Origin of the sequence: Ochrovirga pacifica (genome assembly GCF_000220525.1) — a bacterium.
Lineage (GTDB): Bacteria > Bacteroidota > Bacteroidia > Flavobacteriales > Flavobacteriaceae > Ochrovirga > Ochrovirga pacifica.
The window spans coordinates 1-22,248 of record NZ_AFPK01000025.1 but is presented as its reverse complement, the minus strand read 5'-3'; the positions used below and the strand labels follow the sequence as shown (position 1 = coordinate 22,248).

Sequence of the window (22,248 nt, the reverse complement as noted above, 5' to 3'; positions counted from 1 at the left end):
AGATCAGGCTGACCTAGACAACGACGGACAAGGAGATGTTTGTGATGAGGACGATGACAACGATGGTATCAACGATGACGTAGATAACTGTCCTACAGTAGCTAATGCAGATCAAGCTGACTTAGACAACGACGGACAAGGAGATGCATGTGATGAGGACGATGACAATGATGGTGTAAATGACGACGTAGATAACTGCCCTACAGTAGCTAACGCAGATCAAGCTGACTTAGACAACGATGGTCAAGGAGATGCATGTGATAATGATAGTGATAACGACGGAATAAATGACGATGTAGATAATTGTCCTACGGTAGCAAACCCAGATCAAGCTGATAAAGATAATGATGGGATTGGAGATGTTTGTGATTCTACTGTAGATTTAGAAAGCGATCCAGATTGTTTGAACGATGAGGATTGTAAAGCAACAACTTTTGAACATTATTTAGTTATTAAAGGCCTAGATTTAGATGGTGAAGTTAACGGATCAATTGTTCCTCATGATACTTTGGCAAGTATTAAATTCTTAGATATTTCAGGAAAGAAAATAAAAGATTTAGAAGGGATTGAAAACTTTACAGCTCTAGAAACGTTAATTTCAAATGACAACGATCTTACTGTTGTTGACCTTACCAAGAATATAAACTTAAAGCATGTTAGTTTAAAGTATAACAATCTTGTAGGGATAAATGTAAGAGATAATATTGTTTTAGAGGAGCTTTATCTAGAAGGGAATGAATTGACTGAGATAGATTTAGCACATAGTGCAACGTTAAAACAATTGGAACTACGTTACAATAAAATCAAACATTTAGATGTTAGAAACAATCCTAACTTAGAAAGGTTAGGGGTTAGTTACAATGAATTAACAGAGTTATTGTTAGCGACAAACTGTAATCTTACTTATTTAAATGCATCTTACAATTTCTTGAGTGAGGTAGAATTATCAAGAGTAGAATGTTTATTAGAGTTGTTTTTAAATGATAATGAATTAGCTGGTAATCTAGACCTAAGCAACCATACTAAATTACAGGTTATCAATCTATGTAATAATAATTTAGACAATTATCCTCCAGGATCTTGTGATACATTACCTTCAGAGTTTGATTGTTTTGATAGCTTAGAGTCTTACATGGTTTACAAAGGATGGGATTTAGATGCCTCTGTTAATGGAAGTATTTCAGCTAGTCCAGAAGTTGCCACAATGACATACCTAAACATAACTAATAAGTGTATTCAGGACATGTCTGGAATAGAGTTATTCGTTTCTTTGGAAGAATTACACATGGCAGGAAACAATGTTGCAACAATAGATTTGTCTAACAATACATTGTTGTCAACCATAAATGTGTCTGCCAATAAGTTAACAGGTTTGGATGTATCAAATCAAGTAATGCTTAAAGAGCTTTATGCAGCCTCAAACTTATTAACAAGTATAGATTTAGTTTCAAATGTGTTGCTAGAAAAACTAAGTTTAAAAGGAAATCAGTTACAAGTATTAGATTTAACTGTGAATGAAGCATTAAAGCATATAGAGCTCCAAGCGAATGAATTAGTCCGACTAGAATTAGGTGAAAAAATGTCTTTAACGCACTTGTATGCTGGAATGAATAGCTTGACAACAATAGATGTAAGTGCAGCTCTTAATTTAGCAGTATTAAGCTTAGAGCACAACAAATTAGAAGGTGTTTTAGACTTAGATAGGAACAAATGTATTTTAGAGCTAAATCTAAGTAATAACTCACTTAGTCAAATTCTGTTTAAAAACACAATTAATGAGAAAATAGCTGACAAACGTTTCAATGTTTTAAACAACCCTAACCTAACTTGTATTAAAGTTGATGATGTTTCTTATAGTGTTTTAAATTGGGTAACTTATGTAGAAGACCCTAGTGTATTTAGTGAGGATGATTGTAATGCAGAACCAGAATTAGATGATGAAGAAATAGAAGATATAAAAGACAATAATTCACTAGAAATCGTAGACGGGAAAATAGTTGTTGATTCAGATGTAGTAAAGTTGAAAATATACAAACGATCTGGAAGAGTAGTGGAAAATGAAAACTTACAAGGTCTGTATTTTGTAATGATAATTGATGAAAACGGTAAATTAAAAGTGCATAAGATTTTGATTCCTTAAGTAGTCTGTTAAACAAAACGATACAAAAAAGCTGTTACCAAAAAAAGTAACAGCTTTTTTGTTTTTTATAACATTTGTTGACTTAATTTTATAATCAATTACCCTATCTTTGTACAGCTACCCTGTATACAATTCTAAACTATTTTTATTATGAAAAAAACTACTCAAATGTTTTTGAGTATGTTACTAGTGATGATGTGTACACTAGTAACAAACGCGCAAACACTTTACAATGTTGTGCTTGGAACAGACAATGTTCCCATTACAGAAGTGCAAATTGAGTTTAATGGTACTACCATTACACAGACAAGCGGAGGTATAGATCCTACCATACCTGCAAACCAAACGGCATTACCTGTTTGGATGAACTACGTTAAAGTAAATGACGGAGGAGCTATAAAAACCCTTAATTTTTTAAATGCAAAAGGAGCTTATTTAGCAAGTAACAATTTTACCAATGCTACCACTGGTGTAGGAATTTATAACGAAGGAACAGAAACTTTAATCTCTAACGGTGTTGCTACTTGGGAAGATGCTATGCAAGAGATGGTAACCAGCAGAAACGCTTTGAGTTACATGTTTTATGATGCCTCTACCAATACACCAGCAGGTGCAGACTTCGATATTTATTGGTCCAAAGCTTTAACCAACGATGATTATTTAGTAGTTAGCGAGCGAGACGGTAATACCTTTTTTAGAATTGTTCCTTTAGATATTAATGGTAACCCAATTGCATCAGCAAGAGAATTAAGATTCGGGCATCAAGCTGCAGCTGTTGCTTCACCCAATGGAAATAAAAAATACGATTGGAACATAGGGTACGGTTCCGCAGGAAGATTTGACAACCAACCACAATATTTTTCTGTTGTTGATGTAGAACTTTTTAATATCAATCAACCTATTTACGGTTTTCGAATTGATAATAACGGAAATGCAGATGTTAAATTCTATGGAATATCTGATGATACTTTTGAAAATAATCCTACAAATCCAATAGTACCAGGAATTACAGGAAACATTTTTAATGATGTAGATAAATTAGATGATAACACAGTTGATGGTCTAGGGATTTCAACACCAAGTGGCACACAGTTATATGTTAGTTTAGTTGATAGTAGTAATAGCATTTTATCAACCATTCCTGTTAATAGCGACGGTACTTATGAATTTTTGGATGATGTTGAAAAAAATAGCACTTACACCATTGTTTTACATACAAACTCTAATGGAACTACAAGTCCTAATTTACCATCTACGTGGAACAATACCGGAGAAAATCAAGGTGTTGCTGCGGGTAACGACGGTTCTGTAAACGGAATTATTTCAGTATCTGTTGCTACAACAGTAGAAACAGAAGTGAATTTTGGAATTGTACAGCAACTAGGATCTATCGGAGATACGGTATGGTACGATGCGGATGGAAATGGATCTCAGGATGGAACAGAAGTAGGTTTAGAAGGAGCAACCGTTACTTTAGACCCCGGAACTCCAGGAAATACAGCAGATGATGTAACGACTGCTACCGATGCTAACGGAAATTACCTATTTAGCAATTTACCAGCAGGAAACTATAGCGTTTCAGTAAACGTAAGCACTGTAACAGTAGGTTTACCAGCAGGAGTAACTGTTGGAGAATTATCTCAGACATATGATAATGATGGAACGGTAAGTGCCAACACAAGTGATGTTAGTTTATCCGCAGGAGAAAACAACGATGCACAAGATTTTGGATACCAAGGATTGGGATCTATCGGAGATAGAGTTTGGTATGATTATAATGGAGATGGTGTTCAAGATGGAACAGAAGTAGGTTTAGAAGGAGCAACCGTTACTTTAGACCCCGGAACTCCAGGAAATACAGCAGATGATGTAACGACTACTACCGATGTTAACGGAAATTACCTATTTAGCAATTTACCAGCAGGAAACTATAGCGTTTCAGTAAACGTAAGCACTGTAACAGGAGGTTTACCAGCAGGAGTAACAACCAACGAACTAAGTGTTACTTACGATAATGACGGAATTGCAACAGCTAGTACTAGCAATACTGTTTTAGGTGTAGGAGAGGATGAAATCAATCAAGATTTTGGTTTTGTATCTCCAGAATGTCTATCCGATGAATGTAAAGTAACCACGTTTGAGGCTTATTTAGTAAATAAAGGATGGGATTTAGATGGAGTAATTAACGGTGTAATAGTTCCAGCACCAGAGGTAGCAAATGTCAAATATCTAAACTTAGCGAATAAGAATTTAAGAGATTTAAACGGTATCGAATATTTTACAGCGTTAGAAACTTTAATTGCAGATAATAACAATATTAAAGTTGTTGATTTAACAAACAATACCAATTTAAAGCATATTAGTTTAAAGTACAATCAGTTGGTTGGAGTTAACGTTAGAGATAATATTATTTTAGAAGAGCTTTATTTAGATGGTAATAAATTAACAGAAATTGATTTGGCTCACAGTCCTACATTAAAGAAGTTGACTTTAAAGTATAACGAAATCAAGCATCTGGATGTTACCAATCTACCAATTTTAGATCTTTTGGAAGTTAGTTACAACGGATTAGAAGACTTGCTTTTAGGTAGCAACTGTAACTTAGAGTATTTAAATGCACAACATAATAATTTAGATGTTGTTGACTTGGATGGAATAAAATGTATTGTGACATTATTGTTAAATGATAACAATTTATCGGGAGTTTTAGACTTAAGTCAACACACAAGTATTGAAACGCTAAACTTGTGTAATAATGATTTAGATAATTATCCAGCAGGAAGTTGTGACACTGTTCAACCAGCACCTTTGTGTTTTGATACTTTAGAACAGTACATGGTATACAAAGGATGGGATTTAGATGGAGTAGCAAATGGGACTATTACGCCAAGTGCTAATGTAGCAACAATGACTTATTTAGATATAACTCAATTGTGTATTAAAGATATGAGTGGTATTGAATTATTTACTTCGTTAGAAGAGCTACACATGGCAGGGAATTTAGTAACTACAATCGATTTGTCTAACAATACACTTTTAAAAGTAGTAGATGTATCAGGAAATAAACTAGCAAGCCTAGATTTGTCTAACCAAACAGTGTTAAAACAGTTATATGCTGCTTCAAATCAAATAACTTCTATAGACTTAACCAATAATTTATTATTAGAGGTAGTAAGTTTAAAAGGAAATAAGTTAGTAATTCTTGATCTTACGGACAATGAAGTATTAAAGCGAATTGAAGTGCAAGGAAACTTATTAGAGCAATTAATTTTAGGTCAAAAAATATCGTTAACGCATTTATATGCTGGCACCAACAAATTAAAAGATATAGATGTAAAAGGAGCTATAAATTTAACTGTCTTAAGTTTGGAGTTTAATAAGTTGAAAGGGACACTAGATTTAGATAATAACAAGTGTATTTTGGAACTAAACTTAAACAATAACGATTTACAACAATTATTGTTCAACAACGAATTTAACAATAGGGTTGCAGATGCTAATTTTAAAATCTTAAACAATCCAAATTTAACTTGTGTAAAAGTAGATGACGTAACTTACAGTACATTAAACTGGATCACATATGTAGAGGATGCTAGTGTTTTTACAACAGAAGATGATTGTTCAGCACCTGCTGTACCAGTTGTTGTTAATGAATTACAGGTTGTTGGAGGTAGTATTGTAATGCCAGCAGATGCAATTGAAATGAAGTTGTATACACAAGGTGGACGAGTAGTGGCAAACACTAATTTAACAGGAGTATATTTTGTAATGACAATTAGTGCAAATGGAGAGGTGAGAGTACAGAAAATAATTGTAAACTAAACAAGCCATAATACAATTGAAAAGCCAAACAATTATGTTTGGCTTTTTTGTAGTATAAAAATAAGGCTTTTTTAACAGCTAAATTCGTGATTAAGTATTCGGTATTAGGAAAAGCATTAAAAGGGCTTATTCGTTGTTATAGGTGGTTCTAGGTTAAAATAAACAAACCAAACTCAGACAGGAGTTTGGCTTGTTTTATAAAACTATAGCTAACTTTTATAAAATCAACATGGCATCACCATAAGTACTAAATTTATATCCTTCTTTAATCGCTTCTTTGTAAGCTTTCATTAAAAAATCATATCCAGCAAAAGCTGCAACTTGCATCATTAAAGTAGATTTAGAAGGATGAAAGTTTGTAATCATAGAATTGGCTATGCTAAAGTCGTATGGAGGAAATATAAATTTATTTGTCCAGCCATCGTAAGGGTTTAATCTTCCGTTAGATGAAACTGTAGATTCTATAGCTCTCATTACGGTAGTTCCTACTGCACAAACTCTTTTTTTGTTATCAATGGCATGATTAACGGTTTCACAGGTGTCTTCAGTGACCAACATTTGCTCAGAATCCATCTTGTGTTTAGAAAGATCCTCTACCTCTACAGGGTTAAAAGTTCCCAAACCAATATGCAATGTTAATTCAGCAAAATCAATCCCTTTAATTTCTAAACGTTTCATCAAATGCTTAGAAAAGTGCAATCCAGCAGTAGGGGCAGCCACAGCACCTTCTTCTTTAGCGTAAATGGTTTGGTAACGCTCTTCATCTTCTGGCTCCACATCTCTTTTGATGTGTTTAGGAATAGGAGTTTCTCCTAAATCTTCTAATTTTTGTCTAAATTCTTCATACGAACCATCGTACAAGAAACGCAAAGTACGTCCTCTAGAAGTAGTGTTGTCTATAACTTCAGCAACTAGTGAGTCATCATCACCAAAAAATAACTTGTTACCAATACGTATTTTTCTTGCAGGATCTACCAATACGTCCCAAAGTCTGTTTTCTGCATTCAATTCTCGCAACAAGAAAACCTCAATTCTAGCACCCGTTTTTTCTTTATTTCCATACATCCTAGCAGGAAATACTTTGGTGTTATTTAAAATCATTAGATCTCCATCATCAAAATAATTGATAAGATCTTTAAATTCTTTATGCTCTATTGTTTGATCTTTACGATTTAAAACCATCAAACGAGACTCGTCTCTGTATTCAGCAGGGTGTTGTGCTATTAATTCATCGGGAAGATCAAAATGAAAAGCAGATAACTTCATGTGTATGATATTTTTAGATAGATTGCAAATATACAATCTGGAGATAGGGGTTGTCAAGCAATTGGCTGTTTTTTTACAGAGATGTTAACTTGATGTTATTTGTGTTGCTATTTATAAACAAAAAATGCAGGGTGAATTCCCTACATTTTAGATTTTAAAATAGCTGTTGTTTTAGTCTTGAAAAGTTTCAAAATCATTCCAAAAACTAGGGTATGATTTGGAAACTACTCCTGCATCGTCTATGTTAATGTTTGTTTTTAACAGCAAAGGAGCAAATGCCATAGCCATTCTATGATCATTGTATGTAGCAATGTGTACATGGTCTTTAATAATGCCATTAAAAGCTTTTACTGTAAGTGTTTCATCGGTATATGTAACAGTAGCTCCTAGTTTGGTTAGTTCGTTGTACAGTGCTATAATACGGTCTGTTTCTTTTATTTTTAAGGTATGTAAACCTGTCATGTGGCATTCAATACCCAATCCAAAAGCGGTTACTGCTATAGTTTGAGCGATGTCTGGTGCTTTTACCAAATTGAAAACTACTTGTTTGGGCATGGTAAAATTAGCTTGTTTTTGTAGCAATAAAGTATGTCCGTTAAACGTGGTTGTGACTCCAAATTGTTGGTAAATGTCTTGTAAAACAGAGTCTCCTTGTAGACTGTTTTGTTTGTAAGATGAAATTTCTAATTGCCCGTTTTTGGTTAAAGCAACCAAACCATAAGAATACGAAGCCGAACTCCAATCAGACTCAACAGTAAATTCGTTGTTTTTTATTTCTGTTGTTGGTTTTACCTCAATAAACTGTCCTTTAAACAATGTTTCTACTCCTAAATCATTTAACAGGCTAAGTGTCATTTCTATGTATGGAATTGAAGTTATTGTACCTTCAAATTCTATAGTTAATCCGTTTGGTAATGTTGGGGCAATTAATAATAATGAAGAAATATATTGGCTACTTACACTTCCGTCTATCACTACTTTGTTGGCTACTAAAGAAGTCCCCGTAATTTTTAAAGGAGGATATCCTTCGTTTTTTACGTAATCTATATTTGCTCCTAAAGAACGCAAAGCATCTACCAATATTTTTATAGGGCGTTCTTGCATACGTTCAGATCCTGTTAAAATTATTTCAGACCCTTCTTTAACGGCAAAATAACTGGTTAAAAAACGCATGGTAGTTCCTGCGTGTCCTATGTGTATTTCTTTTTCTGTAGATTGTAATGCTTTTTGCATTAGTTGTGTATCATCAGAATTAGAAAGGTTGTCTATTTTTATACTTGGGTACAGTGCTTGTAGAATTAACAAACGGTTGCTTTCGCTTTTAGATCCTGTAATCTGGAAAGAACCAGATACCGCTCCGTTATATTTTTTTAGATACTTTGTTCCTATATCTTTATGTGCCATTTTTATAAGGTGTTTTTTGCTTTACTTTTGGTTAAAAAAGCCATGACAAATCCATAGCCTACAATTACTGCAATTCGGGTAGCTACAAAAGGTAGCCATGTACCATTGCTAAAGCTTTCAGAAATTGCATTTAGGTTTCCGCTTTTAAACAATTCTGCTGCGGTAAAAACAATAATTAAGATAAACCCAAAAGAAAACATAAATCGGATGGCTAGTTTCCAAATAGGGGTTTCTGAAACGGTTTTCTTTTTGTCGGATGCCGTCATTTTAGTGTAGTTTGTTGTTGTTGTGATGGCGGTCGTGATCTCTTTTGGTTTTTAGATCCATTTTGGCATCAAAAGAAGCTTGTAAATCTACTCCTGTTTGATTGGCCAAGCACAGTAAAACGAACAACACATCGGACAATTCTTCGCCAAGATCTTTGTTTTTGTCACTTTCTTTTTCCGATTGTTCACCATACCTACGTGCAATAATTCTTGCTACTTCTCCTACTTCTTCGGTTAGTTGAGCCATGTTGGTTAGCTCGTTAAAGTAACGAACACCGTGTTCTTTAATCCATTTATCAACTTCTAATTGAGCATTTTTTATATCCATAAGATGTAACTGCTTTTAAATCGGTTCAAAGATAGAGTTTTGGAATTAAAATATTAATTTATATCGTAGTTTAAGGTTTTGTTTTGCATGGCAATTAAGGTTTGCTTTTTTGCAAAAATGAGTTGAAAAAGTCTCTGTGCTAATTTTGTTCGTTTGGCATATTGGTTAAAGGTTTCTTTTTTCCAATCGAACTTGGCATCCCAAAAGCTGGTAGGCGAAATGTAACAATAGGTAAAAGGCTGAATAACACTGTTAATAGATTGTTGGTGTTGAAACCTAATTGATTTAGGTGCAATTAAAATGGTTTGTTTTTTTTGTGCAGTTTCTTTTAGTTTTTGATATGTTTTCTCGTAAATAGGTTGAATTTTTTCGAGAGAAAAATTTTGATACGCTGTATTTCCAATACGATCAATCGGTCTAATTTGTAAATAATCAATAGAAATAGCATCAAAGACTTCCCAAAAGTCATTAAGCTCAGCAAAATTGTCTTCGTTAAAAGTGTAATTAATTCGGATTTTGAAATCAGGATATTTTTTTTTCAACTCACTAGCATGAGTCAATGCAGTTACAAAACGATGGTAGTCTCCTTTTCCCATAAAATTTTCATAAGTTGCTTTGTGTACTCCGTGCAACGATACCGTAATCTCGTTTAGTCCCAAGACAATCCATTGTTCTAAGGTGTCTTTTTCTAATAAATTGGCATTGGTTGTCATAGACACATAAGGGATGTTGGCCTCTTGTGCTTGTTTAAAAATTAAATCTAAGTTTTTGTATAATGTAGGCTCGGTTCCGCAACCCACTTGAAGTTTTGCTGCTCTGCGGAACAAAGCTTTACCTAAAAGAGGCAAATCTTCTTTAGGGAAAACTCCTTTTAGTTTTTTTATATAATCTTTGTCTGTAAAATAGCACATTTTGCATCTAAGATTGCAAGCGTTAACGGGGTCAAATTGTAAGGATAGGTATCTTTTTCCTGTAATATGATACATCCAAAGTCCCAAAAACTTAAGCCTGGGATTTTTAACAAAATTGTTAAGCTTTAAAAGTGCGTAATAATTCATTCAAATAGTCTAATTCTTTTTCTTATGCAAGATATGTAAAAATTCTTCTCTAGGAATTTCATATGCTCCAAGACTTTCAAGATGAGAATTGTGAACTTGACAATCTAGCAAATCGTATTTTTTTGTTATTAAATAGTTGTTTAACCAGTTAAATGCTATTTTAGAAGCATTGCTAACATGACTAAACATGCTTTCTCCGCAAAAAATATGACCCAAATCTACTCCGTACAAACCTCCTACCAATTTGTTTTCTTGCCATACTTCTACCGATTTGGCATGTCCTAGTTGGTGTAATTTTAGGTAAGATTGTAACATGTCATCCGTAATCCAAGTTCCTAAACCATCATTTCTAGAAATGGTTTTGCATTGAGTAATAACTTCTTTAAAATGTTGATTGTAAGTGATGTGAAAATGATTTTTTTTAATCAACTGTTGCAAGCTTTTAGAAGGCTTGTAATGTCTAGGGTCTAATACCATTCTCCATGCTGGGCTGTACCAAATTATGGGATCTCCTTCGTTAAACCAAGGGAAAATTCCATGCTGATAAGCATGGATCAATCGTTTTGGACTTAAGTCTCCTCCAATGGCAAGAATGTCATCAGCATTGGCCAATCTTGGATCGGGAAATTGATAAGAGTTTGGATCTAAAAAATACATGAATCAAAACTAAAAAACGCTTTTGACATAAGGTAATGTCAAAAGCGTTTGTAATATGTAATAAGTAACGATTAAAATGGTAAATCGTCTGGCTCTTCGTTTTGTGCAATTGAAGTTGTTTCAAAACTTTTGGGTGCTTGCCCTTGTTGAGGAACTGCTGCAGCACTTGCTTCTATTCTCCATCCTGTTATAGAGTTAAAGTATTTAGCCACACCTTCTGGGTTAATCCACTCTCTACCTCTTAAGTTAATAGAAATAGTTACATCTTGTCCTACTTGGTAATTGTCTAAAATATCTACTTTGTCTTGTACAAACTCTATCAATAACATTTGCGGATATTGCTCATCCGTGGTTAAAACCAACTCTCTTTTTCTAAATCCACTAGCTCCAAATGTCTGTGTCTCGTTGATCAATTTAATTTTTCCTGATACTTGCATACTCTTCATTTATTTGTTGAGTTCAAAAATAAAGATTTGAAAAAGAATGAATACCAAAAAACAGTAAAGTTTATTAACAAATTTGTTTATAAATCAATCTACCACACTTTTTACTTTTTCTATAATTTGTTTAGGGTGAATGGTTTGCATTGCGTTTTGATATCCGTCTGGTACTTTATTTCCGTAAATAGAAGTGGGAATTAAAGGAAATTTTTCTCTGTCTGAACAAAGGCAAAGTTCCTGTTGTAAAAAAGGAGCAAATCCTGCAAACGGATGGGTAACTCCCCACAGTGTAATGGTGGGAATACCAAACATGGCAGCAAAATGTCCATTTCCACTATCCATGCTAATCATTGCAGATAGGTTGCTTATATAACTCAATTCTTCTTCTAACGTTACAGCTCCTGCAATGCAATAGGTATGGGAGTGTTTTTTGGCCAAAGCAGATAGAATGGTTACTTCTTCTTGTCCTCCTCCAAACAAAAGAATTTTGTAAGAATAGCTTAATTCTGCAATAACTTTTTCCATTAAATGAATGGGGTATTTTTTACCCTCGTGTGCAGCAAATGGAGCTATTCCAATTAGCTTATCATCAGATAAGTATTCAATTCGATCTTTAGAAGACGATGTTAATTTTTTTGGAGTTAAAAATACAGGTTTCTTTAAGTCTATAAAGAAACCTAGTTTTTGAAACACATCTGCATAACGTTGGTGTGTAGTTTTTAAAGGCTTAAAAAAGTTGTTGTTTGGCTGGGTTAGTTTTTTTTTCTCAGCTCTTCCTTTGTTGATAAACGCAACAGGAATCATGTTGGTTTTAAAATAAAAGCGTAATATTTTAGAACGTAATACGTCGTGCAAATCTGCCACAGCTGCTATCTCTTTGGTTTTTAATTGGCGGTATAATTTGTACAAGCCAGCCATTCCTTTGTGTTCTTTTTTAACATCGGCTTCTATAAAGTCTACACGTTCTATTTCTGCAAAAATAGGTTTAAAAAAAGGTTTGGATACCAAGGTGATTTTTAAGTGTGGATGTTGCTCTAATAATGTAAGAATTATGGGGACAGTCATAGCCACATCACCCATGGCAGACAAGCGAATTACTAGTATATTTTTTAAGCTTTGCATGCGTGCAAGATAGTTATTTTTGAAAGGTTACCAATCCACATTTAAAATCTGTACTTTTGTCCTCTCAATTTTTTGATACATGATACAGTCTATGACAGGGTATGGTAAAAGCATTGTGCAGTTGCCTACAAAAAAAATTACGATAGAGGTTAAATCTTTAAATAGCAAAAATCTAGATTTAAGTGTTCGAATTCCCCCATACTATAAAGAAAAAGAAATAGAGGTTAGAAAAAAAATCGCAGAAAAGGTGGTGAGAGGAAAGGTAGATTTTTCGTTGTTTGTAGAAATGACAGCCGATGTCTCTCAGACTACTATTAATACAGGAGTGGTGGCAGATTATATGAAGCAACTAAAAGAAATTGCCAATGGGTCTGATGTAGTTTTGTTAGATATGGCATTAAAGTTACCCGACACATTAAAAACTGAAAGAGAAGAATTGGATCCTGCAGAATGGGCAGAAATTGAAGTGGGAATTCAACATGCCATTCAAGAATTAATTCAGTTTAGAAAAGACGAAGCAAAATCTTTAGAAGTTGATTTTAGGGAACGAATTTTAAACATCCAAAACCTATCTAAAGAGGTTGATTTGCACGATCAGGATCGAATGGATGCGGTAAAAATAAAATTAAGAAAAGCTATTGATGATTTGTCTGTAAATGTAGATGAAAACAGGTTTGAGCAAGAACTAATTTATTACTTAGAAAAATTAGACATCAACGAAGAAAAAGTACGTTTGGCAAATCACTTAGAATATTTTTTAAAAGAATTAAATCATCCTATTTCCGATGGAAAAAAACTTGGGTTTATCATTCAAGAAATAGGAAGGGAAATCAATACAACAGGATCTAAGTCTAACTATGCACCCATGCAACAAATTGTAGTGCAAATGAAAAACGAGTTGGAAAAAATTAAAGAGCAAATATTAAACGTATTGTAATGGCAACAGGTAAACTAATTGTGTTTTCGGCACCTTCTGGATCAGGAAAAACAACCATCGCAAAATATTTATTAAACGAAACTGATTTGCCTTTAGACTTTTCTGTATCAGCAGCTTCTAGAAGTCCACGTGTAGGTGAAATTGATGGCAAAGACTATTACTTTATTTCAGCTGATGAGTTTAGAGAAAAAGTAAATCAAGAAGCTTTTTTAGAGTGGGAAGAAGTATATAAAGATAATTTTTACGGAACGCTAAAGTCAGAAATTGATAGAATTTGGTCTGAAGGAAAACACGTAATTTTTGATATTGATGTGGTTGGGGGGTTAAACATAAAAAAACAATTTCCAGAAGAAACATTGGCAATTTTTGTGAAACCACCGTCACTGCAAGAAATGGAACGAAGATTGAGGTCAAGAGCTACAGAAACAGAAGAAAAGATTCAAATGAGAGTAGCCAAAGCAGCACAAGAATTTGGGTATGCAGAAAAGTTTGACACCATATTGGTAAATAACGATTTAGAACAAGCCAAACAAGATGCCTACCAACTGGTGCAAAAGTTTATAAATTAGAAATTACCCCTACGTATGATTGATGAAGTAAAAAAAGAAATTCGTTTAGCAATAGACGAGCTGAACTCTCATAGTCTTTATAAAGACTTAAATAATATAGACGATGTAAGACAGTTTATGGAAAGCCATGTGTTTGCTGTATGGGATTTTATGTCGTTATTAAAAGCTTTGCAAATACAATTAACTTGTGTGTCTAACGTTTGGATTCCGGTAAAAGATACAGTGTCCGCAAGATTTATCAACGAAATTGTACACGGAGAGGAAACCGATATTAATGAAGAAGGGATTGCTAAAAGTCATTTTGAAATGTATCTAGATGCAATGAATGAAGTAGGGGCAGACACCACAAAAATTAAAGCTTTTATCCGTTTTTTAGAACAAGGAGTGTCAGTACAGCAAGCGTTGAATTTGATAGAGGTAGCCCCAGCAGTAAAAGAATTTGTAAATTATACATTTGCCTTAATAGAAGAAGGAAGTTTGCACAAGCTAGCAGCAGCCTTTACCTTTGGAAGAGAAGATGTAATACCCGAAATGTTTTTAGAGATTGTAAAAGAAACCAAAAAACAAGATCAAAAAGTATATCGTAAATTGATTTACTATTTAGAACGACACATAGAATTAGATGGTGATGAGCACGGGCCATTGGCACTACAAATGATTCAGAATTTATGTGGGTCTGATAGTCAAAAATGGAACGAAGTATTGGAGGTTTCCAAACAAGCGATAGACAAGCGAATAAACTTGTGGTCTGGAATTCAAACAGTATTGGTGTAATGAAAAATATAGGATTGTATTTTGGAACGTTTAACCCCGTACACACGGGGCATATAATCTTGGCAAATCACTTGTTGCACTATTCCGATTTGGATGAAATTTGGATGGTTGTTACTCCGCACAATCCGCATAAAAAAAAGCAGAGCTTATTAGACAATCATCATCGTTTAGAGTTGGTGTATAGAGCTACAGAGTCGTTTCAGAACATTTCTCCTTCAGATATAGAATTTCAGTTAAAGCAACCCAATTACACGGTAGATACTTTAGCACATATTTCTGAAAAACATCCAAATTATCAGTTTTCCATTATCATGGGAGAAGACAATTTAAACTCATTTCATAAATGGAAAAATTACGAAGTGATTTTAGAAAATTATCAAGTATATGTATATCCTAGAGTGGCAGATGGTAAGGCAGAAAACGACTTAGTACAACATCCAAAAATAACTTTGGTAAAAGCTCCTAGAATAGAGATTTCTTCTACTTTTATAAGAAAAGCAATCAACGAAAAAAAATACGTAAAACACTTGTTGCCTGCTCCTGTTTGGGAGTATATAGACTTGATGAATTTTTATAGGTAAAAAGTAGAATAATACTACCTTTGTTATTTAAGAAGATTGGCAAGGTAAAAGAGCGTTAATCAAACAGAAAACAGCATCCATGGCGAAAAAGAAACGCAAGGAAAAACGAGAAGAATTAAAACAAAAATGGGTAAAGAAATACCGCTTGGTAGTTTTTACCGAAGATTCTTTTGAAGAAAAGTTTTCGTTTAAATTAAATCGTCTTAATGTTTTTGTGTTTGGAGGGGTGTTTAGCATTTTGTTAATTGTTTTTACCTCCTGTCTTATTGTTTACACTTCACTAAAAGAATACATTCCAGGTTTTGAATCTCCAGACTTAAAAAAGAAAGCTATTTTAATGAATGCAGAGTTGGATACTTTGCAGCAAAAAATCAATGCATTAAACAACTATACCGAGTCTATGAAACCTGTTTTATTAGGAGATGTAGCAGTAGAAATGGGAGAGTTGCCTTATGTAACCAAAACAGGAGAGTCTGTTTATCAGGTAGGTATAGCAAACGGAGATTCTGTAACAGTAAAACTAAAGAACTTGTATGCGTTGTTAGAAGAGCGAAACAAAACTATAGAAAAACTGAAAAAGAATTACTCATTTCATGTAGATACCCTAAAATCTCTTGCTGATGTGGACACAGAACCTTCTAATGATGTGATTGAGGATTCAGAATTAGAGCTTTTAGAAAGTTCTGAAATAGATTCTGTTTTTAGAGAAAGTGTAGAGCGAGAAGAGCGATTTAGTATCTTTGGCCACGAAAATGAAAAAATAGAACAAGTATTTGTTACTCCAGTAAATGGAAGTATCAGTCAGGGGTTTAGTACAGAATCTCAACACTATGCCGTAGATATTGTAACCAAAGAAAATACCCCTGTAAAAGCCACAGCAGACGGAATGGTTATTTTTTCGGAATGGACGATGGAAACAGGTTTTGTAATTGTTGTTTTACATAACAAAAATTATGTTTCTATATACAAGCATAACAGTAAAACTAGTGTGTCTCAGGGAGAATTGGTAAAAGCGGGGCAGGTAATTGCCAATGTAGGTTCAACAGGAGAGCTAAGCACGGGACCACATTTGCATTTTGAGATTTGGAAAGATGGATATCCATTAGACCCTACAAATTTTATGAAGTTTTAAAAGCATGAGTATAAAATCAAAATTAGCCATACCTTTTGCAAACGCAATAAGAAAACAAGTATACAAATGGGCCAACAACCCAGTAGAAACTCAAGAAAAAGTGTTTCAATACTTGATTAAGAATGCTAAAAATACAGCTTTTGGTAAAGATCATCAGTTTGATGAAATACAAAATTATAAAGATTTTAAAGAACGAGTTCCTGTTAATGATTATGAAGGAATTCGAGCTTACGTAGATAGAATGGTAAAGGGAGAGTCTGATGTTCTTTGGAAAGGAAGACCTTTGTATTATGCAAAAACTTCGGGAACAACTTCTGGAGCAAAATACATTCCTATCACCAAAGAATCAATGCCTACACACATTAAGGCCGCAAGAAATGCATTGCTGTTTTACATAACCGAAACCGGAGATGCTAGTTTTGTAGATGGCAAAATGATTTTTTTACAAGGAAGCCCTGTTTTAACAGATTTAAACGGAGTACAGCTGGGAAGATTAAGCGGAATTGTAGCACATTACGTACCTAGCTATTTGCAAAAAAATAGATTGCCTAGTTGGGAAACCAATTGTATTGAAGACTGGGAAACCAAGGTAGATGCCATTGTTGATGAAACCATAGATCAAGACATGTCTGTGATTAGTGGAATACCATCTTGGGTGCAAATGTATTTTGAGCGTTTGCATGCCAAAACGGGAAAAACCATAGCAGAACTATTTCCAAAATTCAACTTCTTTATTTACGGAGGTGTAAATTTTGCACCTTACAAACATAAGTTTGAAAGTTTGATAGGAAAAAAAATTGATTACATAGAGCTTTATCCTGCTTCCGAAGGGTTTATAGCTTATCAAGATTCTCAATCAGAACCAGGGATGTTGTTACAGTTAAATAGTGGTATTTTTTATGAATTTATTCCTGCTGATCAGTTTTTTGATGAAAATCCGCCAAGACTTTCTATAGGTGAAGTAGCCTTGGGAGTAAACTATGTAATTATTCTAAACACTACAGCTGGTTTGTGGGGTTACAACATAGGAGATACTGTAGAGTTTACAAGCGTATCGCCTTATAGAATTAAAGTTACAGGAAGAATAAAACACTTTATTTCAGCCTTTGGAGAGCATGTAATTGGTAAAGAGGTAGAAAAAGCTTTAAACGATGCTTTGGCTAAACATGGAGGCTCTGTAAGCGAGTTTACTGTTGCACCTCAGGTTACCCCTAAAGAAGGATTGCCATATCACGAGTGGTTTCTCGAGTTTGATGAAGAACCCGAAGATATGGATGCTTTTGCAGCTTCTATTGATGCTGCTATGCAAAAACAAAATATCTACTATTTTGATTTGATTGAAGGTGCTGTTCTAAGACCGTTGGTAATCACCAAGGTGCAAAAAGGAGGATTTCACGAGTATATGAAATCGATAGGTAAATTTGGAGGTCAAAACAAAATCCCACAATTATCAGACAATCGTAAAATAGCAGATGTATTAGAAAATTTTACGTTGTAGCAGGTATAATTGGTTATTAGCAGTTAGCTAAAAGCCAATAGATAACAAGTATCCTAAGCTAATAATTATGAAACTATATTTAGTACCAACACCCATTGGAAATTTAGAAGATATGACCTTTAGAGCTATTAAAGTTTTAAAGGAAGTAGATTTGGTGTTGGCTGAAGATACACGAACCAGCGGAAAGTTGATGAAGCATTATGAAATAACCACTCAAATGCAAAGTCACCATATGCATAACGAACACAGAACGGTAGATACTATTGTTCAAAAAATAAAGTCAGGAAGTACAATAGCATTAATTTCTGATGCTGGAACGCCTGCAATTTCCGATCCTGGATTTTTACTAACAAGAGCTTGCATACAAGAAGGGATTGAAGTAGAATGTTTGCCTGGAGCAACTGCTTTTGTGCCTGCTTTGGTTAATAGTGGTTTGCCAAATGATAAGTTTGTTTTTGAGGGATTTTTACCTGTAAAAAAGGGAAGGCAAACTCGCTTGTTGGCTTTGGCTGAAGAAACTAGAACAATTATTTTGTACGAGTCACCGCATAAATTGGTAAAAACCTTAACCCATTTGTCTGAGTACCTGGGTATAGAAAGGCAAGCCTCTGTTTCTAGAGAATTGACCAAGTTATTTGAAGAAACACAAAGAGGAACGTTACAAGAGTTAATTGCATACTACTCAGAAAAACAACCTAAAGGGGAAATTGTGATTGTAGTATCGGGAAGTTAGTTTTTTTAAATATTTGTTCTTCGTAATTCACTTTCATTGCTATATTTGTGATTTAAATGTAAAGTTATGGAGAATAAGAAATTTTATCACAATGTTTATTTTTGGCTAAACAACCCTGATAGTGAAGAAGAAAAAGAACTGTTTTTAGCTTCTCTAAAAAAGTTTTTAGACTTAAGTACCTACGCAGGTAATACCATAGTATCACAACCTGCACAAACCTCTAGAGCAGTTGTAGATAACAGTTATACATTTAGTTTAATGGTAGCTTTTAACAATAAGGAACAACATGACTTGTATCAAACAGAACAGCCTCATCAAGATTTTGTAAACGAAGCGGGACATTTGTGGAAAAGAGTACAAGTGTTTGATTCTTTTGAAATCTGGAACCTTAACGAAGTTCAACAGAATCAATAATTCGGTCGGTTAGCAATTCATAATCTTCATTTTTTCCAATCCAAGAATTTATCAAACATACCATTTGATTGTCGTTTAACACGCTAACAAACATCTTAAAGTAAATTGCATTCCCCTCACTAACAAAAGTTCCTTTTCTGATTAGTGCGGGGTAGTGATCTATTGCTTTTTTATCATCATTATATACCAATTCTTGTCCGTTTAACTTTTGCATCATTTGCAAAATACCACCATCAGCCGCACCTTTTAGATTGATTTCGGGTACAACGGATTTATATTTTATCGTCATTAGCATAATGGCATATCGATCCCCTTCAAGATGACTGTAGGTCTCAAATTGATCAATTAATTTTTTGGTGTTTTCATCTAATTCCGAAGAAACAGAGGCGGTTAAATCACTTTTTAATAAATAAGGAGATTCAAAAGAGATCTCTTTATTTAAAAAATATTGACGATCCCAATCTTTTTGCAACAACTCAGAAGCAGGGTATGCCAGGTCGTAAAAAAAGGTGTACAATTTTGGAGCCACTTGTTTTCCATAAATAGAACCAATAATAAAAAACACAATTACAAAACTTATTTGCAAAATATTTTTTACCGATAATTTTTTCTTTTTGGGTTTAGTAGCTCTTTGCGTTGTTCCAATTTCATTTTGAAAATCTTCAAAAGTCTTATTTGGGAATTTTTTTTGCCAGTTTTTAAAGTTGTTTTCTAATTTTTTACCGCAATTGTTGCAAAAAATTTGGTACTCAGACTGTAAAGGGTTTTGGTGTTTACAATGCGAACAATTTAGGTATTTCATGGCAAATAAGTTTTGTGGCTAAAATACAAATTTAAGCCCTTGATCATAGTAAAATACTATGTGTTTTTTAAGAAAATAGGCGTTGGGCATCGTAATAAAAATTAAGATTCTTATGTGGGTTAAGGTACTTTTTTTATAATTTTGCGAACCTGTAATTTATTGAGTTACAATCAAAACAAAAACAAATTTTTTATTAAGTCGGAAACAATATGGCAACAACATTATTTGACAAAGTATGGGATTCGCACGTGGTACGTAAAATTGAAGATGGACCCGATGTATTCTATATTGACCGTCATTTTATTCATGAAGTAACTAGTCCAGTAGCTTTTGTAGGTTTAAAACAAAGAGGAATTGGAGTGATGTATCCAGAGCGTACGTTTGCTACTGCAGATCACAACACACCTACTTGGAATCAACATTTACCTGTAGCAGATCCTTTATCGGCAAATCAGTTAGAGGCTTTGGCCAACAACGCAGCAAAATATGGAATTTCTCACTGGGGATTAGGACATAGAAACAATGGTATTGTACATATTGTAGGGCCAGAAAACGGAATTACATTACCAGGATCTACTATCGTATGTGGAGATTCTCATACTTCTACACACGGTGCTTTTGGTGCTATAGCCTTTGGTATTGGTACTTCGGAAGTAGAGATGGTGCTGTCTTCTCAATGTATTATGCAGCCTAAGCCTAAAAAAATGCGTATCAACGTAAATGGTAAATTAGGTTTTGGTGTTACACCAAAAGATGTGGCTTTGTATATTATTTCTAAACAAACCACTTCGGGAGCTACAGGATATTTTGTAGAGTATGCAGGAAATGTGTTTGAAGAAATGACTATGGAAGGACGTATGACTGTATGTAACTTGTCTATTGAAATGGGGGCACGTGGTGGTATGATTGCTCCAGATGAAAAAACATTTGAGTACATTCAAGGTCGTAAACATACACCAAAAGGAGCCGATTGGGATAAGGCAATGGAATATTGGAAAACGTTAAAAACAGATGAAGGAGCTGAGTTTGACGTGGAGTTTAATTACGATGCAGCAGATATAGAACCAATGATTACTTATGGTACCAACCCTGGAATGGGAATGGGGGTAACCAAATCTATTCCAAAAGCCGAAGAGGTAGAAGGTGGAGTTGAAACCTACAAAAAATCTTTGGGGTACATGAAGTTTAATGAAGGAGAAGACATGATTGGTAAGCCAGTAGATTACGTATTCTTAGGGTCTTGTACCAACGGACGTATTGAAGATTTTAGAGCTTTTTGTTCAATTATCGAAGGGCGTAAAAAAGCAGAAAATATTACTGCTTGGTTAGTGCCTGGTTCACACAAAGTTGTAGACCAAATTAAAGAAGAAGGATTGGATAAAATTATAGAAGATGCTGGGTTTGTGTTAAGAGAACCAGGATGTTCTGCTTGTTTGGCAATGAATGATGATAAAATTCCTGCGGGGAAATTAGCAGTTTCTACATCAAACCGTAATTTCGAAGGACGTCAAGGACCAGGTTCAAGAACGTTGTTAGCTTCTCCGTTAGTAGCTGCTGCTACTGCTGTAGAAGGTGTAGTGACAGATCCAAGAACATTATTAGTTTAATAAAATACAATAGCACAGATATTAGATATTAAAAATTTTGATGTCTAATATCTTAAAATTTAATATTGACAACATTATGGCTTACGATAAATTTGAAGTATTAACAAGTACAGCATATCCGTTACCAATAGAAAATGTAGATACGGATCAAATTATTCCTGCTCGTTTTTTAAAAGCTACTGAACGTAAAGATTTTGACATTAACTTTTTTCGTGACTGGAGATTCGATTCTGAAGGAAATCCTATTGCAGATTTTCCTTTAAATGATCCAAAATATGCAGGGTCTAAAATTTTAGTAGGAGGACGTAACTTTGGTTCGGGATCTTCTAGAGAGCACGCAGCTTGGTCTGTGTACGATTTTGGGTTAAGATGTGTTATCTCATCAGCTTTTGCAGATATTTTTAAAAACAACTGTTTAAACGTTGGTGTATTGCCAGTTCAGGTTTCTGCTGAGTTTGCAGACAAGTTGTTTAAAGCGATTGAGGCCGATCCTAAAACTGAAATCAAAGTTGATTTGCCAAATCAAACGGTAACTTTAGTATCAACAGGAGAGTCTGAAACTTTTGATATCAACGGGTACAAAAAAGGAAATATGTTAAATGGTTTTGATGATATAGACTATTTACAAAACATAAAAGAAGAGATTGTTGAGTTTACAGAAACAAGACCTTTCTAAATATAGAGTCCTTATAAAAAAA

The 22,248-nt window shown here is 34.1% G+C and carries 21 protein-coding genes; 12 read left to right on the top strand and 9 right to left on the bottom strand.

Features of this window, described 5'->3' with window-relative positions; translation table 11 throughout:
- Together FS85_RS17005 and FS85_RS0103540 are read left to right on the top strand one after the other, a co-directional pair.
- Window positions 1–2,140: thrombospondin type 3 repeat-containing protein (locus FS85_RS17005; protein WP_010134665.1), on the top strand; the 2,140-nt coding region annotated here is incomplete at its 5' end.
- A 150-nt stretch (window positions 2,141–2,290) separates the two neighbouring features.
- The gene (locus FS85_RS0103540) at window positions 2,291–5,962 is read left to right on the top strand and encodes an SdrD B-like domain-containing protein (RefSeq protein ID WP_010134664.1); all 3,672 of its coding nucleotides are present in this window, start codon (window positions 2,291–2,293) and stop codon (window positions 5,960–5,962) included.
- A gap of 216 nt (window positions 5,963–6,178) precedes the next feature.
- Here the strand turns inward: FS85_RS0103540 and queA are convergent, their stop codons facing one another.
- The 8 genes from queA to FS85_RS0103500 form a co-directional block, all read right to left on the bottom strand.
- Complete coding sequence (gene queA, locus FS85_RS0103535) at window positions 6,179–7,228, bottom strand: tRNA preQ1(34) S-adenosylmethionine ribosyltransferase-isomerase QueA (protein ID WP_010134663.1); 1,050 nt, start codon at window positions 7,226–7,228, stop codon at window positions 6,179–6,181.
- 171 nt (window positions 7,229–7,399) lie between these two features.
- On the bottom strand, window positions 7,400–8,632 hold the full coding sequence (locus FS85_RS0103530) for a 3-phosphoshikimate 1-carboxyvinyltransferase (RefSeq protein WP_010134662.1): 1,233 nt from the start codon (window positions 8,630–8,632) through the stop codon (window positions 7,400–7,402).
- A 2-nt stretch (window positions 8,633–8,634) separates the two neighbouring features.
- Entirely contained in the window at window positions 8,635–8,898 is a 264-nt protein-coding gene (locus tag FS85_RS0103525; RefSeq protein ID WP_010134660.1) for a hypothetical protein, read from the bottom strand.
- Between the two features lies 1 nt (window position 8,899).
- Window positions 8,900–9,226, bottom strand: coding sequence for a nucleotide pyrophosphohydrolase (locus FS85_RS0103520; RefSeq protein ID WP_010134659.1), 327 nt, complete (start codon window positions 9,224–9,226; stop codon window positions 8,900–8,902).
- A 53-nt stretch (window positions 9,227–9,279) separates the two neighbouring features.
- Window positions 9,280–10,284, bottom strand: coding sequence for a radical SAM protein (locus FS85_RS0103515; RefSeq protein ID WP_010134658.1), 1,005 nt, complete (start codon window positions 10,282–10,284; stop codon window positions 9,280–9,282).
- A gap of 9 nt (window positions 10,285–10,293) precedes the next feature.
- Window positions 10,294–10,941: a leucyl/phenylalanyl-tRNA--protein transferase gene (aat, locus tag FS85_RS0103510; RefSeq protein WP_010134657.1), complete on the bottom strand. Its 648-nt coding sequence runs from the start codon at window positions 10,939–10,941 to the stop codon at window positions 10,294–10,296.
- Window positions 10,942–11,012: 71 nt separating this feature from the next.
- Window positions 11,013–11,378, bottom strand: coding sequence for a DUF3127 domain-containing protein (locus FS85_RS0103505; RefSeq protein ID WP_010134656.1), 366 nt, complete (start codon window positions 11,376–11,378; stop codon window positions 11,013–11,015).
- A 93-nt stretch (window positions 11,379–11,471) separates the two neighbouring features.
- On the bottom strand, window positions 11,472–12,503 hold the full coding sequence (locus FS85_RS0103500; protein ID WP_010134655.1) for a glycosyltransferase family 9 protein: 1,032 nt from the start codon (window positions 12,501–12,503) through the stop codon (window positions 11,472–11,474).
- A 79-nt stretch (window positions 12,504–12,582) separates the two neighbouring features.
- On the opposite strand from FS85_RS0103500, the gene FS85_RS0103495 reads away from it, so the two are divergent.
- The 8 genes from FS85_RS0103495 (at window position 12,583) to FS85_RS0103460 (ending at window position 19,141) form a co-directional block, all read left to right on the top strand.
- Complete coding sequence (locus FS85_RS0103495; RefSeq protein ID WP_010134654.1) at window positions 12,583–13,440, top strand: YicC family protein; 858 nt, start codon at window positions 12,583–12,585, stop codon at window positions 13,438–13,440.
- The gene (gene gmk / locus FS85_RS0103490; protein ID WP_010134652.1) at window positions 13,440–14,009 is read left to right on the top strand and encodes a guanylate kinase; all 570 of its coding nucleotides are present in this window, start codon (window positions 13,440–13,442) and stop codon (window positions 14,007–14,009) included. The genes FS85_RS0103495 and gmk overlap by 1 nt, the downstream gene beginning before the upstream one ends.
- Before the next feature lie 15 nt (window positions 14,010–14,024).
- Window positions 14,025–14,783, top strand: a complete 759-nt coding sequence (locus FS85_RS0103485) for a DUF3050 domain-containing protein (protein ID WP_010134651.1) — start codon at window positions 14,025–14,027, stop codon at window positions 14,781–14,783.
- The gene (nadD, locus tag FS85_RS0103480) at window positions 14,783–15,364 is read left to right on the top strand and encodes a nicotinate (nicotinamide) nucleotide adenylyltransferase (protein ID WP_010134650.1); all 582 of its coding nucleotides are present in this window, start codon (window positions 14,783–14,785) and stop codon (window positions 15,362–15,364) included. Before FS85_RS0103485 ends, nadD begins: the two co-directional genes overlap by 1 nt.
- 79 nt (window positions 15,365–15,443) lie before the next feature.
- Window positions 15,444–16,496, top strand: coding sequence for a M23 family metallopeptidase (locus tag FS85_RS0103475; protein ID WP_010134649.1), 1,053 nt, complete (start codon window positions 15,444–15,446; stop codon window positions 16,494–16,496).
- Window positions 16,497–16,500: 4 nt separating this feature from the next.
- Window positions 16,501–17,994 carry a GH3 auxin-responsive promoter family protein gene (locus tag FS85_RS0103470; RefSeq protein ID WP_010134648.1) on the top strand — a complete coding sequence of 498 codons (1,494 nt, stop codon included), beginning with the start codon at window positions 16,501–16,503 and terminating at the stop codon, window positions 17,992–17,994.
- A 64-nt stretch (window positions 17,995–18,058) separates the two neighbouring features.
- Window positions 18,059–18,727 carry a 16S rRNA (cytidine(1402)-2'-O)-methyltransferase gene (rsmI, locus tag FS85_RS0103465; protein ID WP_029489244.1) on the top strand — a complete coding sequence of 223 codons (669 nt, stop codon included), beginning with the start codon at window positions 18,059–18,061 and terminating at the stop codon, window positions 18,725–18,727.
- Window positions 18,728–18,793: 66 nt separating this feature from the next.
- Entirely contained in the window at window positions 18,794–19,141 is a 348-nt protein-coding gene (locus FS85_RS0103460; protein WP_010134646.1) for a Dabb family protein, read from the top strand.
- Here FS85_RS0103460 and FS85_RS0103455 read toward each other — a convergent pair.
- The gene (locus tag FS85_RS0103455) at window positions 19,116–19,943 is read right to left on the bottom strand and encodes a zinc ribbon domain-containing protein (protein ID WP_010134644.1); all 828 of its coding nucleotides are present in this window, start codon (window positions 19,941–19,943) and stop codon (window positions 19,116–19,118) included. The two genes, FS85_RS0103460 and FS85_RS0103455, sit on opposite strands and share 26 nt — an antisense overlap.
- Window positions 19,944–20,152: 209 nt before the next feature.
- On the opposite strand from FS85_RS0103455, the gene leuC reads away from it, so the two are divergent.
- Window positions 20,153–21,550, top strand: coding sequence for a 3-isopropylmalate dehydratase large subunit (leuC, locus tag FS85_RS0103450; RefSeq protein WP_010134643.1), 1,398 nt, complete (start codon window positions 20,153–20,155; stop codon window positions 21,548–21,550).
- Window positions 21,551–21,626: 76 nt separating this feature from the next.
- Window positions 21,627–22,226, top strand: a complete 600-nt coding sequence (gene leuD / locus FS85_RS0103445) for a 3-isopropylmalate dehydratase small subunit (protein ID WP_010134642.1) — start codon at window positions 21,627–21,629, stop codon at window positions 22,224–22,226.
- Window positions 22,227–22,248: the final 22 nt, after the last annotated feature.